Source organism: Stenotrophomonas sp. CASM110 (assembly GCF_049384345.1).
In the GTDB taxonomy this organism is placed as follows: domain Bacteria; phylum Pseudomonadota; class Gammaproteobacteria; order Xanthomonadales; family Xanthomonadaceae; genus Stenotrophomonas; species Stenotrophomonas muris.
In genome coordinates this window covers 25,783-39,533 of the sequence record NZ_JBMRGI010000011.1, presented here as the reverse complement: position 1 = coordinate 39,533, position 13,751 = coordinate 25,783, and the positions used below count along the sequence as shown (strand labels likewise).

General features: G+C 66.5%; 13 protein-coding genes. 10 read left to right on the top strand and 3 right to left on the bottom strand.

The annotated features are described in order from the left end of the window. Positions 1-151 precede the first annotated feature (151 nt). Positions 152-556 (top strand): hypothetical protein, encoded by a 405-nt coding sequence (locus tag VG561_RS11560; protein ID WP_014648478.1) that lies wholly within the window; start codon positions 152-154, stop codon positions 554-556. 138 nt (positions 557-694) lie between these two features. Here the strand turns inward: VG561_RS11560 and VG561_RS11555 are convergent, their stop codons facing one another. Beyond that, entirely contained in the window at positions 695-1,807 is a 1,113-nt protein-coding gene (locus tag VG561_RS11555) for a PLP-dependent cysteine synthase family protein (RefSeq protein WP_014038552.1), read from the bottom strand. Between the two features lie 125 nt (positions 1,808-1,932). Between VG561_RS11555 and gloA the strand changes: the two genes are divergently transcribed. Both gloA and VG561_RS11545 read left to right on the top strand, forming a co-directional pair. Further along, positions 1,933-2,448 carry a lactoylglutathione lyase gene (gene gloA / locus VG561_RS11550; protein ID WP_014648479.1) on the top strand — a complete coding sequence of 172 codons (516 nt, stop codon included), beginning with the start codon at positions 1,933-1,935 and terminating at the stop codon, positions 2,446-2,448. Between the two features lie 90 nt (positions 2,449-2,538). Further along, a complete protein-coding gene (locus VG561_RS11545) occupies positions 2,539-2,967 on the top strand; it encodes a VOC family protein (protein WP_049404183.1) in 429 nt (142 codons plus the stop codon). A 67-nt stretch (positions 2,968-3,034) separates the two neighbouring features. On the opposite strand, the gene VG561_RS11540 is transcribed toward VG561_RS11545, so the two are convergent. Both VG561_RS11540 and glmS read right to left on the bottom strand, forming a co-directional pair. Further along, positions 3,035-3,466, bottom strand: coding sequence for a CBS domain-containing protein (locus tag VG561_RS11540; protein ID WP_014648481.1), 432 nt, complete (start codon positions 3,464-3,466; stop codon positions 3,035-3,037). Between the two features lie 446 nt (positions 3,467-3,912). Then, on the bottom strand, positions 3,913-5,751 hold the full coding sequence (glmS, locus tag VG561_RS11535; protein ID WP_014648482.1) for a glutamine--fructose-6-phosphate transaminase (isomerizing): 1,839 nt from the start codon (positions 5,749-5,751) through the stop codon (positions 3,913-3,915). A 203-nt stretch (positions 5,752-5,954) separates the two neighbouring features. On the opposite strand from glmS, the gene VG561_RS11530 reads away from it, so the two are divergent. The 7 genes from VG561_RS11530 to VG561_RS11500 all read left to right on the top strand — a co-directional run bounded on the left by VG561_RS11530 (position 5,955) and on the right by VG561_RS11500 (position 13,746). After that, positions 5,955-7,232: an efflux RND transporter periplasmic adaptor subunit gene (locus VG561_RS11530; RefSeq protein ID WP_032961233.1), complete on the top strand. Its 1,278-nt coding sequence runs from the start codon at positions 5,955-5,957 to the stop codon at positions 7,230-7,232. A gap of 35 nt (positions 7,233-7,267) precedes the next feature. Next, positions 7,268-7,993 carry an ABC transporter ATP-binding protein gene (locus tag VG561_RS11525; protein WP_014648484.1) on the top strand — a complete coding sequence of 242 codons (726 nt, stop codon included), beginning with the start codon at positions 7,268-7,270 and terminating at the stop codon, positions 7,991-7,993. Positions 7,994-8,003: 10 nt separating this feature from the next. Continuing rightward, a complete protein-coding gene (locus tag VG561_RS11520; RefSeq protein WP_014648485.1) occupies positions 8,004-9,305 on the top strand; it encodes an ABC transporter permease in 1,302 nt (433 codons plus the stop codon). Positions 9,306-9,326: 21 nt separating this feature from the next. Beyond that, positions 9,327-10,541 (top strand): ABC transporter permease, encoded by a 1,215-nt coding sequence (locus tag VG561_RS11515; protein WP_014648486.1) that lies wholly within the window; start codon positions 9,327-9,329, stop codon positions 10,539-10,541. A 16-nt stretch (positions 10,542-10,557) separates the two neighbouring features. After that, on the top strand, positions 10,558-10,929 hold the full coding sequence (locus VG561_RS11510) for a PDZ domain-containing protein (protein WP_014648487.1): 372 nt from the start codon (positions 10,558-10,560) through the stop codon (positions 10,927-10,929). Positions 10,930-11,050: 121 nt separating this feature from the next. Next, positions 11,051-12,397: a sigma-54-dependent transcriptional regulator gene (locus VG561_RS11505; RefSeq protein ID WP_014648488.1), complete on the top strand. Its 1,347-nt coding sequence runs from the start codon at positions 11,051-11,053 to the stop codon at positions 12,395-12,397. Beyond that, on the top strand, positions 12,394-13,746 hold the full coding sequence (locus VG561_RS11500; RefSeq protein ID WP_014648489.1) for a sensor histidine kinase: 1,353 nt from the start codon (positions 12,394-12,396) through the stop codon (positions 13,744-13,746). Before VG561_RS11505 ends, VG561_RS11500 begins: the two co-directional genes overlap by 4 nt. The last annotated feature ends 5 nt before the right edge of the window (positions 13,747-13,751 follow it).

Genomic DNA, 13,751 nt, shown 5'->3' with positions numbered 1-13,751 from the left:
GGCCCGGCGGGCGGGCAGCTTCCCAGATATGGCGCTGACAGGCGCGGCTGACAAGGGGGCATGCGCCGGCGTTCACGTCGGCCTGACGGCCGCGCACCGAAGCTCTGGCTGCGGGGGAGTCCGCAGCGGTACTTACCGAACGAGGCCCTACATGGAAGGTCTGGCTGCAGTGGCATCCATCTCACCGGCGCGCTCGCTGGCGCTGTCCGCCAGCCCGGCAGAACTGGCCTGGATCGCCGCGCTGTGCGATGCCGGCGACGACGCCCCCCGCCATTTGGAGCAGCTGCAGGCGGTATTGCAGCAGGGCGGCACGTTCAACGATGCCCAGGAGTGGTACCCGTTCGAGGTGATCGAGCGCGGCGCCAGCCAGTTGCAGCTGGGCCACGAGCGCGAGTTCGTGATCTGCGTGCTGCTGTGGCTGCAGGCATTGGCCCAGGGACGCGCCAGCATCCTGGACCCCAGCCTGCACCTGGATGACCGCGCGATGGACATCGAGGCGTTGCCTGATGCGCTGCGCGATGCGGTGCTGGATGCGTTCACCGCAGCGGGGTATTGAGACGCCCCGGCGACCGGGTGGAGTCGACTGTGGGTCGACTTTCACGCGCAGCGCGGGATTCTGGCGACCTGAACGTGGAGCAGTGGACCAACAGTCGACGCTACCCAGCCGATGCACAGCCGGCCGTGCGTTGCCGCGTTACAACGCTTCCAGGCTGCACCACGGCAGTTCGGGCAACCCCTGCCCGGCCACCGCCGCCGCCAGCTGCGCATCGGCGCCGTCGACATCGATCCCCTGCCGCCCATACCACGCCGGGTCGTAATAGCTCTGCGCATAGCGCTCGCCACTGTCGCACAGGATGCTGACGATGCTGCCCTGGTGGCCCGCCTCACGCATCCATTGCGCGGCCTGCAGCACGCCGATGAAGTTGGTGCCGGTGGAGCCACCGACACGGCGGCCGAGCTGGCGGCTGACATGGCGCATCGCGGCCAGGCTCAGCGCATCGGGCACCTTCACCATCGCATCGACACTGGTCGGGATGAAACTCGGCTCCACCCGTGGCCGGCCGATGCCTTCCACGCGCGAGCCACCGCTGCAGGTCAGTCCACGCCAGTCCTGTTCACCGGCCACGGCAGCCTTGTAGCCGTCGAAGAACACCGACACTTCCGGGTCTGCGCAGAGGATGCGGGTGTCATGCCGGCGGTAGCTGACATAACGGCCCAGCGTGGCGGCGGTGCCGCCGGTACCCGGGCTGCACACGATCCATTCCGGAACCGGGCTGGGCTCTTCGGCCATCTGCTTGAAGATGGATTCGGCGATGTTGTTGTTGGCACGCCAGTCGGTCGCCCGCTCGGCATAGGTGAACTGGTCCATGAAGTGGCCGCCGGTTTCGCGGGCCAGCTTTTCCGAATCACAGTTGAGGTCGCAGGCGCGCTCGACCAGGTGGCAGCGGCCCCCGTGGAACTCGATCGCCGCGATCTTTTCCGGCGAGGTGGTGGCCGGGATCACCGCAATGAACGGCAGGCCCAGCAGGCGCGCGAAATAGGCTTCGGACACGGCGGTCGAGCCACTGGAGGCCTCGATCACTGGCCGGCCCTCGCGCAACCAACCGTTGGCCAGCGCGTACAGGAACAGCGAGCGCGCCAGCCGGTGCTTGAGGCTGCCGGTGGGATGGCTCGACTCGTCCTTCAGGTACAGGTCGATGCCCTCGAACCCGGGCAGCGCCAGCGGGATCAGATGGGTATCGGCGGAACGGTTGAAATCGGCTTCGATCTTGCGGATGGCGGCGGCCACCCATTCACGCTGCGACATGGCGGGCAATCGTTATCAGGACGGAACGGTGCGATCCGGCCATTGTACGTCGCGGTGCCGTCAGGTGCGGGCCGGTAGAATGGCGCCATCCGGCCGGCAACGGCCCCGTCTGAAGGACCTCCCCCATGACCATTCCCGCCCTGCGCGATGTCCCCGGCGTCGCCGCCCAGGCCCCGGCCGAAACCAGCGGCTTCGTGTTCAACCACACCATGCTGCGGGTGAAGGACATCACCGCCTCGCTGGACTTCTACACCCGCGTGCTGGGTTACCAGCTGATCGACAAGCGCGACTTCCCGGACGCCCAGTTCAGCCTGTACTTCCTGGCCTACGTGCCGGCCGGCGCAGTGGTGCCGGAAGACGACAGCCAGCGCCGCCTGTGGATGGCCGGCCTGCCGGGCGTGCTGGAACTGACCCACAACCACGGTACCGAAACCCAGGCCGGTGCGGTGTACCACGACGGTAACAGCGACCCGCGCGGCTTCGGCCACATCTGCGTGTCGGTGCCGGACATCGAGGCCGCCTGCCAGCGCTTCGAGGACCTCGGCGTGACCTTCCAGAAACGCCTGACCGACGGCCGCATGAAGAATCTGGCCTTCATCAAGGACCCGGACGGCTACTGGGTCGAAATCATCGCCAACTGACAAAAAGGGGACGGAGGGGATTAAGTCATTTCTGGCACTATTGGCCGGAAGCGACTTAATCCCCTCCGTCCCCTTTTTTGCGAGGTTCGTATGGAAACGATGGAACTGCACCGCGGCCGCCTGATCGACCACATCCAGCTGGTGGTGCGTGACCTGGCCGCCAGCCGCCGCTTCTACCAGGCGGTGTTCGACACCATCGGCATCCCGATCGCCGGCGAAGGCGATGATTACTTCTGGGCCGATGAGCTGTTCATTTCCAGCGCCAGCAGCGAGGCCGCCGCCGGCCAGCTGACCGGCCGGCACCATCTGGCCTTCCAGGCCCGCGACAGCGCCACCGTCGATGCCTTCCATACCGCCGCGATCGCCGCCGGCGGCACCGACAACGGCGCGCCGGGCGAACGCCCCTACCACCCGGGCTACTACGGCGCCTTCGTGCTCGACCCGGACGGCAACAACATCGAAGTGGTCTATCACGGTCCTGCGAACTACAGCGCCGACTCGGTAAAGGTCACGTTCTGATATCACCGAAGCCGTGAACGAAGAAGCCGGGCAATGCCCGGCTTCCCTGCTTCCAGCGCTGCAGCCCTCAGTGGGCGGCCATGTAGATGTCCTGAAGCACGGCCTTTTCCAGTTCCAGCTCGCCCAGCAGGTTCTTCACGATATCGCCCAGGCTGAGGATGCCGACCAGCTGGTTGCCGTCGGTCACCATCAGATGACGGCGCCGCGAGTACGTCATCAACGACATGGCCTGCTTCAGCGTCGCGTCCGGCGCAATGCCTTCCAGGCCGGTGGACGGCAGGCTGGAGATCACCCGGCGGCCGGCCTGCGGGCCGTCGTCGGCCAGGGTACGCACGATGTCCTTCTCGGAAATGATGCCGACCGGGGCATCGTCCTTCATCACCACCAGCGCAGCGATCCTGTTCGCGCTCATCTTGTGGGCGGCGGCACCGATGGTGTCCTCGGCGTCGATGGTGATGACAGCTTCTTTCTTGGATTGCAGGAGTTCGCGGACGTTCATTCTTGTTTCCTGGTGCAGGTCACTGAAGTCAAAAAAGTGTGCTCTTCCGATACGCCCCCTCCCCGGGAACAGACCTTTCAGCGCACGTCTGGCGCACCCGCCCGCCGCGTGGAATGGATCGGCAGGCGATGTGCTGCAACGCGAACGAGGTGGGCTCAACCGCTCAACCCGGACCTCGGTCAAATCGATTCTACGACTGCGACCATCGGTCACTACCGGCATCGATAGGACAGTTCGTCGTGGGAACCAACCGACGATCCAGAGAATGGCACCGCGGCTGAAACCGCCGCTGAATACAGCCAATGCCACGCATTAAAGAATGATTGCCTGCTGCCGATGGCGGACAGAACACCCGGCGGCTGTCCCACTTGGCATGGCCAACCACGCAAACGAAAGGGGCCACGCGGGCCCCTTTTCGCATGCAGCATTCAACGGATCCGGGAGTGTTACTCCACCGTCACGCTCTTGGCCAGGTTGCGCGGCTTGTCCACGTCGGTGCCGCGTGCCAGCGCGGTGTGGTAGGCCAGCAGCTGCACCGGAATGGTGTGCACGATCGGGCTGAGCACGCCGGCATGGCGCGGCGTGCGGATCACGTGCACGCCTTCGGACTCATTGAAGTTGCTGTCCTGGTCGGCGAACACGAACAGCTCGCCACCACGGGCGCGCACTTCCTGCATGTTCGACTTCACCTTCTCCAGCAGGCTGTCATTGGGGGCGATCACCACCACCGGCATGTCCTCGTCCACCAGCGCCAGCGGGCCATGCTTCAGCTCGCCCGCCGGGTAGGCCTCGGCGTGGATGTAGGAAATCTCCTTGAGCTTGAGCGAGCCTTCCAGCGCGATCGGGTAATGCAGGCCACGGCCCAGGAACAGCGCATTGGACTTGCGCGCGAAGCGTTCGGCCCACGCCGCGATCTGCGGTTCCAGATTCAGCGCGTGCTGCACGCTGCCCGGCAGGAAGCGCAGCTGTTCCAGGTAATCCGCTTCCTGCGCCGCGTCGATGCGGCCATGCAGCTTGCCCAGCACCACGGTCAACTGGAACAGCGCGGCCAGCTGGGTGGTGAAGGCCTTGGTCGAAGCTACGCCGATCTCCGCGCCCGCGCGGGTGTAGCAGACCAGCTCGCTGGCGCGCGGAATCGCGCTTTCCGGCACGTTGCAGATCGACAGCGTGTGCTTGTGTCCAAGCGCCTTGGCGTACTTCAGCGCCTCCATCGTATCCAGCGTTTCGCCGGACTGGGAGATGGTGACGATCAGGTGCTTCGGGTTGGCATACGCGGCCCGGTAGCGGTACTCGCTGGCAATCTCCACGCTGCACGGCAGGCCGGCGATGGCTTCGATCCAGTAGCGCGCGGTCAGGCCGGCGTAGTAGCTGGTGCCGCAGGCAATGATCTGCACGCCCTCGATGCCCGACAGCACCGCTTCGGCATTCTTGCCGAACAGCTCGGCCGGGAAACCACCGGCGTCGATCGCCGCCTCGATGGTGTCGCCCAGCGCGCGCGGCTGCTCGTGGATTTCCTTCTGCATGAAGTGGCGGTACGGGCCAAGCTCCAGCGATGCCAGCGACACGTCGGACAGGTGCACATCGCGCTCGACCGGCCGGTCATGCTCATCGAAGATGCGCACGCCATCGCGACGGATCTCGGCGGTGTCGCCCTCTTCCAGGAAGATCACCTTGCGGGTGGCCGAGATCACCGCCGAGACGTCGGAGGCGACGAAGTTCTCGCCCTCGCCCAGGCCCACCAGCAGCGGGCAGCCCATGCGCGCGCAGACGAAGCGCTCCGGCTCGGCGCGGCTGACCACGGCCAGCGCGTAGGCGCCGGTCAGCTCCTTCACCGTGTGCTGCAGCGCCACCAGCAAGTCATCGCCGCCCTTCAGGTGATGATGGATCAGGTGCGCGATGACTTCGGTGTCGGTCTGCGACTCGAAGGTGTAGCCCAGCGCGCGCAGCTTCTCGCGCTGCTCTTCGTGGTTCTCGATGATGCCGTTGTGCACCAGCGCCACGCCGTGGCTGATGTGCGGATGCGCGTTGGCCTCGGTGACGCCGCCGTGGGTGGCCCAGCGGGTGTGGCCGATACCCAGCACCGCATTGAACCCTTCGGCCTCGGCCGCCGTGGCCATTTCCGACACGCGACCGGTGCGGCGGACACGACGTACTTCGGGGCGCTCGGCGTGATCGATCACCGCGATGCCCGAGGAGTCGTAACCACGGTACTCAAGCCGCTTCAGGCCTTCGATCAGCACCGGCACCACGTCGCGATCGGCGATTGCACCCACGATTCCACACATGTCACGCGTTTCCTTGAAGACGATCGGCGCATTCTAGCCCGCGTGTCCGGCTTCCCCCTCCTGTCCGCTTAATGAAAGTGTCCGGAAAGGTGTCCGCGGACACCCGGACACTCCAGCGGCCCGCCCAACCTGTTGAACTGAAAGGAAATAAAGTTGGCACGCTACGTGCTTGGTACTGGCTACCACCGTCAGGCACGCACCCGATGATCCGCGACACTTCCGCACAGGACCAGATCGTTTCCTCCGCCCCGGCCGGCGCCACCCGCGTCAACTGGCAGCGCTACCGCTGGCCGGCGCTGGGCGCCATCGTGCTGCTGGCCGGCATCGGCTGGGCCGTGCATGCCTGGTCCAATGCCAGCCGCTCCTTCGACAGCAGCCGGGTGCGCATCGCCGAAGTGAAGCGCGGCGACCTGGTCCGCGACATCGCCGCCGACGGCCGGGTGATCGCCGCCAACAGCCCGATCCTGTACGCCATCTCGGCCGGCACCGTGGACCTGAAAGTGGTCGCCGGTGACGTGGTGAAGAAGGGCCAGGAACTGGCGGTCATCGACAGCCCGGAACTGCGCAGCAAGCTGGCCCAGGAACAGGCCACCCTGGCCGGCCTGGAAGCCGAGGCCAGCCGTGCCGCGCTGGACGCCACCCTGGCCCGCGCCAAGTCGCGCAAGGAAACCGACCAGGCCACCATCGAGCGCCAGGCCGCCGACCGCGACCTGCAGCGCTTCCAGCGCGGCTACGACGGCGGTGCGGTGCCACAGATCGACCTGGCCAAGGCCAAGGACTCGCTGAAGAAGGCCGACATCACCCTGGCCAACGCCACCACCGATGCGCGCCTGCAGAGCCAGGGCGCCGACCTGGATGCCCGCAACAAGCGCCTGCTGGCCGACCGCCAGAAGGCCGTGGTGGCCGAAGTGCAGCGCCAGGTCGACGCACTGACCCTGCGCGCACCGTTTGACGGCCAGGTCGGCCAGGTGCAGGCGGTCCAGTCCACCAACCTGGCTGCCAACGCGCCGGTGCTGGGCGTGGTCGACCTGTCCAAGTTCGAGGTCGAGATCAAGGTGCCGGAGAGCTTCGCCCGCGACCTGGCGATCGGCATGCCGGCGCAGCTGACCGGCGGCAATGGCAAGCCGTTCCCGGGCGAGATCAGCGCGGTGTCGCCGGAAGTGGTCAACGGCGAGGTCAACGCCCGCGTGCGCTTCGCCAGCGCGCAGCCGGAAGGCCTGCGCCAGAGCCAGCGGATGTCGGTGCGCGTGCTGCTCGATACCCGCAAGGACGTGCTGAAGGTCGAGCGCGGCCCGTTCGTCGAACAGGGCAATGGCGTGGCCTACGTGATGGATGGCCGCACCGCGGTGCGGCGTCCGGTGGAACTGGGCGTCAGCAGCCTGGGCGAAGTGGAAATCAAGTCGGGTGTGCAGCCGGGCGACCGCATCGTGGTCTCCGGCAGCGACCTGTTCAAGGACGCCGAACGCGTCTCCGTCAACTGATACCTGATACCTGAATCCTGGAGAGAGGACACCCCATGTACATGCTCGAAATGCGTTCGGTCGCCAAGGTCTTCCGCACCGAACAGGTGGAAACCCACGCGTTGCGCTCGCTGGAACTGCAGGTCAAGGAAGGCGAGTTCGTCGCGGTCACCGGCCCGTCCGGCTCCGGCAAGACCACCTTCCTCAACATCGCCGGCCTGCTGGAAACCTTCACCAGCGGCACCTACCTGCTTGACGGCCAGGACGTGAGCACGCTGGGCGATGACGCCCGCAGCCGCCTGCGCAACCAGAAGATCGGCTTCATCTTCCAGGGCTTCAACCTGATTCCCGACCTGAACCTGTTCGACAACGTCGACGTGCCGCTGCGCTACCGGAAGATGAGTGCCAACGAGCGCCGCGAACGCATCGAGAAGGCGCTCACCCAGGTCGGCCTGGGCTCACGCATGAAGCACTACCCGAACGAACTGTCCGGCGGCCAGCAACAGCGTGCGGCGATCGCGCGTGCGCTGGCCGGCAGCCCGCGCCTGCTGCTGGCCGACGAACCGACCGGCAACCTGGATACGCAGATGGCCCGCGGCGTGATGGAACTGCTGGAGGAGATCAATGCCGCCGGCACCACCATCGTGATGGTCACCCACGACCCGGAACTGGCCGCGCGCGCGCAGCGCAACGTGCACATCGTCGATGGCCAGGTGACCGACCTGGTGCGCGAACCGGTGCTGGCTACCCCGCCGCGCCACATCGTTGCCGTCAACGAGTGAGGGCACTCCCATGTTCGCCTACTACACCCGATTGGCGGTACGCAGCTTCCGCCGCAACAAGATCCTGACCGCACTGATGGTGGTCGCCATCGCGCTCGGCATCGGTGCCTCGATGACCACGCTGACGGTGTTCCACGTGCTGTCCGGCGACCCGATTCCCGGCAAGAGCGACCAGCTGTTCTACGTGCAGGTCGATCCGCGCCCGCGCGGCGGCTATACCCCGGGTGAGGAGCCTGAGGAACAGATGACACGGCGCGACGCCGAGACCCTACTGCGCGAGAAGCGCGGCATCCGCCAGGCGATGATGAGCGCGGGCGGCGGCACGGTGGAACCGGAGCTCAGCACGCTCAAGCCGTTCTCGGTGGATACGCGCTGGACGTCGGCCGATTTCTTCCCGATGTTCGACGTGCCGATGCAGTACGGGCGTGCCTGGAACAGCAGCGATGATGACAATCGCAGCCGGGTGGTGGTGCTGTCGAAAGCGATCAACGACAAGCTGTTCCAGGGTGCCGACAGCACCGGTCGCGAGATCCGCCTGAGTGGCCATTCACTGCGGGTGATCGGCGTGATGAAGAAGTGGAATCCCGAACCCCACTTCTTCGATCTGACCACCGGCAACTACGGCAAGGATGAAGACCTGCTGGTGCCGTTTTCCACTGCGATGGACCTGGAGTTCGGCAGCAACGGCAACATGAACTGCTTCGGCGAGAATCCGGATGGCAGCAGCAACTCGATCAACGCGCCCTGCAGCTGGATCCAGTACTGGGTGGAGCTGGATCCGGCCAAGGTCGAGGACTACCGCAGCTACCTGGCCAACTACTCGGACCAGCAGCGCGCAGCGGGCCGTTTCGAGCGCCCCACCAACGTGCGCCTGCGCCCGGTGATGGAGTGGTTGACGTTCAAGAATGCCGTGCCCAGCGACGTGCGCCTGCAGATGTGGCTGGCATTGGGCTTTCTCGGCGTCTGCCTGGTCAACACGGTGGGCCTGCTGCTGGCGAAGTTCCTGCGCCGCAGCGGCGAGATCGGCGTGCGCCGCGCCCTCGGTGCCAGCCGTGGGCAGATCTTCCTGCAATGCCTGGTTGAAGCCGGTGCGATCGGCGTTGCCGGCGGCGTGCTCGGCATCGGCCTGGCCCTGCTCGGCCTGTATGCGGTGCGCCAGCAACCCGTGGACTACGCGAGCCTGGCCCACCTGGACGGCAGCATGCTGCTGCTGGCCATTGGCCTGACCCTGTTCGCCAGCCTCGCCGCTGGTTTCCTGCCCGCCTGGCGCGCGATGCAGGTTACCCCGGCCATCCAGCTCAAGTCGCAGTAAGCACGAGTACGAGGACCTCCCATGGATATCCGCCCCATCCTCAGCACCCTGCGCCGGCACAAGACAGCCGCCGCCCTGATCGTGCTGGAAGTCGCCCTGACCTGCGCCATCGTCTGCAATGCCCTGTTCCTGGTCACCCAGCGCGTTGAACGGATCAGCCAGACCAGCGGCCTGGCCGAGAACGAGCTGGTGTTCGTCCGGGTCAGCGGCATCGGCAAGCAGACCAATGGCCAGGCCCGCACCCAGGAGGACCTGTCCGCCCTGCGCGCCGTTCCCGGGGTCACCGCCGCCGCGAAGGTCAACCAGCTGCCGTTCCGCCCGAACTCCTCCAATACCAGCGTTTCGCTGAAGCAGGAACAGGAACGTCCGACCGCCTTCGTCACCATGTACATGTTCGGCGAAGGTGGACTGTCCACGCTTGGACTGCAGCTGACCGCCGGCCGCGACTTCCAGCCCAGTGAATACAGCAACGTCGAGGATGCACAGAAGAACGCCTCCACCAATACCGCCTCCTCGGTGATCATCAGCCGCACGCTCGCCGACAGGCTGTACCCCGGCGAGAACGCACTGGGCAAGACGTTCTACATGGGCAAGCAGCCACTGCACGTGGTGGGTATTGTCGCGTCATTGGCCACGCCCACCGATTACAACAACAACACCACGCTGTCGATGGTGCTGCCTGTGCGGACCGATTTCACCCAGGGCCCGTACGTCCTGCGCACCGCTCCGGAACGGCGCGAGGAAGTACTCAAGGGCGCGATCGCCGCGCTTGAACGCAACGACCCCAACCGGCTGGTGCGCGAGAAGCTGACCTATGAGGCGCAGCGCAATGACTACTTCAAGAACGACAGGGCCATGGTCGGGCTGCTGATCACGGTGTGCATCTCGCTGCTGGTGGTCACCGCACTGGGCATCATCGGCCTGGCCAGCTTCTGGGTGCAGCAGCGCAGCAAGCAGATTGGTATCCGTCGCGCGCTCGGCGCGACGCGTGGGCAGATCCTGCGCTACTTCCAGACCGAGAACTTCCTGCTGGCCACGCTGGGCATCGTGCTGGGCATGCTGGCCGCCTATGCGATCAACCTGGCACTGATGAACATGTACGAGCTGCCGCGCATGCCGCTGCACTACCTGCCGCTGGGCGCACTGCTGCTGTGGGTGCTTGGCCAGATCGCGGTGTTCGGGCCGGCCCGGCGCGCGGCAGCGGTACCGCCTGCGGTTGCCACGCGGGGCGCATGAGATGCGTATCCGCTGGATGCTGATGATGATGCTCCTGCCACTGCCGGCACTGGCCGGCGGTGGCAGCTCGCAGACACTGGAGTGGCGCCAGGACGATGCGCGCCTGGCATTGCGTTCGAGCGAAGGCCAGGTGCGCGTGGAAGCCGCCGGTCCGGAAGCCCGCTTCGGCGTGCGCAGCGGCGATCGCATCCTGCGGGTGGATGACACCACCGTACGCAGGATCGAGCATCTTGCCGAGGCCCTGCGGCGTTCAAGCGCCGCCAGGGCCTATCTCCTGCTGCAGCGCGACAGGCAGGAACTGACGGTCGCGGTGGACGCCGCTGCCTGGCGCAGGGCGCTGGTCGCTCCGCCTCCGCCAGCACCGCCACCGCCGCCGCCCCGACGCTGAGCCCGCCGCCCCGACGGCTACGGGTTTGGCTATGCTTGATGGGTGGCGCCGGGCTCTCCCGGCGTATGGACACGAACACGGCTCCATCGGCGCCGCCCATCCCTTTCTGCAGAACCGCTTGATGCCTTCGATCCTGATCATCGACGACAACGCCAGTGTGGGCACTGCACTGGACGTGCTGTTCTCCCTGCACGACATCGACACCCTGCAGGCGCAGAGCCCGGCCGAGGGGCTGGCCCTGCTCGAGTCGCAGCCGGTCGACCTGGTGATCCAGGACATGAACTTCAGCGAGGACACCACCTCCGGCGAGGAGGGCGAAGCGCTGTTCGCACAGATCCGCGCACGCCACCCGGACCTGCCGGTGATCCTGCTGACGGCCTGGACCCACCTGAGCAGCGCGGTGGACCTGGTCAAGGCCGGCGCCGCCGACTACCTGGCCAAGCCCTGGGACGACCGCAAGCTGCTGACCACGGTCAACAACCTGCTGGAGCTGTCCGAGGCGCGGCGCGAACTGGACCGCCGCCGCAGCCGCGAGCTGCGCCAGCGCAATGCGCTGGAAGAAAAGTACGACCTGTGCGGTGCGGTCTTCGCCGATCCGGCCAGCGAGCGCGTCATCGCCCTGGCCTGCCAGGTCGCGCGCTCCGAGCTGCCGGTGCTGATCACCGGTCCCAATGGTGCCGGCAAGGAGAAGATCGCGCAGATCATCCAGGCCAATTCACTGGTGGCCAAGGGCCCGTTCATCACGGTCAACTGCGGCGCGTTGCCGTCGGAGCTGATCGAGGCCGAACTGTTCGGTGCCGAGGCCGGCGCCTACACCGGCGCCAACAAGGCACGCGAGGGCAAGTTCGAAGCCGCCGACGGAGGCACGCTGTTCCTGGATGAGATCGGCAACCTGTCGCTGGGCGGGCAGATGAAGCTGTTGCGCGTGCTGGAAACCGGCCGCTTCGAGCGCCTGGGTTCCAATCGCGAACGCCAGGTCAAAGTCCGCGTGGTCAGCGCGACCAATGCCGACCTGCCGGCGATGATCCGCGACGGCACGTTCCGCGAAGATCTCTATTACCGCCTCAATACAGTGGAACTGGTACTACCGCCGTTGGCCGAGCGCGCGGGCGACATCGTTCCACTGGCCGAGCGTTTCCTGACGGCCGGCAAGCCGCTGTCCAGTGCCGCCAGTGCCGCCCTGCAACGGCACCCGTGGCCGGGCAACGTGCGCGAACTGCGCAACGTGATCCAGCGTGCCGAACTGCTGGCGACCGGCAACCGCATCGAGGTGGCCGACCTGAACCTGCCGCGCACCGCACCGGCGCCACGCCCCGCACCGAGCGCTGGCAACGATCCCGACCGCGAGCGCATCGAGGACGTGCTGGCACGCAACCACGGCGTCATCGCCCAGGCGGCTGCCGAACTCGGCCTGAGCCGCCAGGCCCTGTACCGGCGCATGGACCGCCACGGCATCCCACGCGAATGAAACGGCGCTCGTTCACCTTCCGCCTGTTCCTGCGCCTGCTGCCGGTGCTGGCGCTGGCCGCTGCGCTGCCGTGGCTGCTGGCGTATTGGATGAACCATGGCTGGGTGGTGACCACGGCGTCGGCCGTGATCCTGCTGGCGTTGATGTGGTGGACCCTGCGCCGTGCCACCGCACCGGTGCGCTCGCTGATGCGTGCACTGTCCGGCACCACCAGCAGCTACCGCGACGGCGAGTACAACTTCGGCGTGTACTGGCCGGGCAACGACGAACTGGGCGACCTGGTGCAGGCGCACCGCGAGCTGGGCGATGTGCTGCGCGAACAGCGGCAGGGCCTGGTGCAGCGCGAACTGCTGCTGGACACCATGGTGCAGAACACGCCGGTGGCCATGCTGCTGATTGCCTCCGGCGGCGATGGCATCGCCCGCGTGGTGTTCTCCAACCTGGCTGCGCGCAAGCTGCTGCATGGCGGCTGGAAGCTGGAAGGCCAGCGTCTGGAAGAGGTGCTGGAACAGGTGCCGGTGGAGCTGCGCGATGCCATCGCCCGTGGCGGCGACAGCCTGTTCGCGGTGCATGCCGAGGGCGAGGACGGCGACGAGGATGACGAACAGGTCTACCACCTGTCGCGCCGCGCCTTCCAGCTCAACGGCCGTCCGCACGACCTGCTGCTGGTACGCCTGCTCACCGCCGAACTGCGCCGCCAGGAAGTGCAGACGTGGAAGAAGGTGATCCGGGTGATCAGCCACGAGCTCAACAACTCACTGGCACCGATCGCCTCGCTGGCCCACTCCGGTGGCGTGCTGGTGCAGCGCGAACGCTTCGACCGGTTGCCGGAGATCTTCACCACCATCGAGGACCGCGCACGCCACCTGGAAGGCTTCATCCGTGGCTATGCACGCTTCGCAAAGCTGCCGCAGCCGCAACTGCAGACCGTGCACTGGGCGCCGTTCCTGTCCAGCCTGCGCCAGCAGATCCCGTTCACCATGGAACGCGAGCCGGACGAGGACCTGAGCAGCCGCATCGACATCGCGCAGTTCGGGCAGGCATTGCTGAATCTTCTGAAGAACGCGCATGAAGCCTGCGCCGAGGCCGATCCGCCCAACGATGACGTACAGGTGCAACTCACGCGGCTGCCGCAATGGCTGCGCCTGGACGTACTGGATCGCGGCAAGGGCATGAACGAGCAGGTGCTGCAGAACGCCTTGATGCCGTTCTATTCGACCAAGCGCAACGGCACCGGCCTGGGGTTGGCACTGACGCGCGAGATCGTGGAAGCGCACGGTGGCCGCGTGTCGCTGCAGAACCGCGGCGATGGCGGGTTGTGCGTGTCGATCCTGTTGCCGGTGGGTTGAGCGGG

Bases quoted from the DNA above. Each gene is read 5' to 3' on its own strand.
- VG561_RS11560 (WP_014648478.1), top strand. From the start codon at position 152: ATGGAAGGTCTGGCTGCAGTGGCATCCATCTCACCGGCGCGCTCGCTG.
- VG561_RS11555 (WP_014038552.1), bottom strand. From the start codon at position 1,807: ATGTCGCAGCGTGAATGGGTGGCCGCCGCCATCCGCAAGATCGAAGCC.
- gloA (WP_014648479.1), top strand. From the start codon at position 1,933: ATGACCATTCCCGCCCTGCGCGATGTCCCCGGCGTCGCCGCCCAGGCC.
- VG561_RS11545 (WP_049404183.1), top strand. From the start codon at position 2,539: ATGGAAACGATGGAACTGCACCGCGGCCGCCTGATCGACCACATCCAG.
- VG561_RS11540 (WP_014648481.1), bottom strand. From the start codon at position 3,466: ATGAACGTCCGCGAACTCCTGCAATCCAAGAAAGAAGCTGTCATCACC.
- glmS (WP_014648482.1), bottom strand. From the start codon at position 5,751: ATGTGTGGAATCGTGGGTGCAATCGCCGATCGCGACGTGGTGCCGGTG.
- VG561_RS11530 (WP_032961233.1), top strand. From the start codon at position 5,955: ATGATCCGCGACACTTCCGCACAGGACCAGATCGTTTCCTCCGCCCCG.
- VG561_RS11525 (WP_014648484.1), top strand. From the start codon at position 7,268: ATGTACATGCTCGAAATGCGTTCGGTCGCCAAGGTCTTCCGCACCGAA.
- VG561_RS11520 (WP_014648485.1), top strand. From the start codon at position 8,004: ATGTTCGCCTACTACACCCGATTGGCGGTACGCAGCTTCCGCCGCAAC.
- VG561_RS11515 (WP_014648486.1), top strand. From the start codon at position 9,327: ATGGATATCCGCCCCATCCTCAGCACCCTGCGCCGGCACAAGACAGCC.
- VG561_RS11510 (WP_014648487.1), top strand. From the start codon at position 10,558: ATGCTGATGATGATGCTCCTGCCACTGCCGGCACTGGCCGGCGGTGGC.
- VG561_RS11505 (WP_014648488.1), top strand. From the start codon at position 11,051: ATGCCTTCGATCCTGATCATCGACGACAACGCCAGTGTGGGCACTGCA.
- VG561_RS11500 (WP_014648489.1), top strand. From the start codon at position 12,394: ATGAAACGGCGCTCGTTCACCTTCCGCCTGTTCCTGCGCCTGCTGCCG.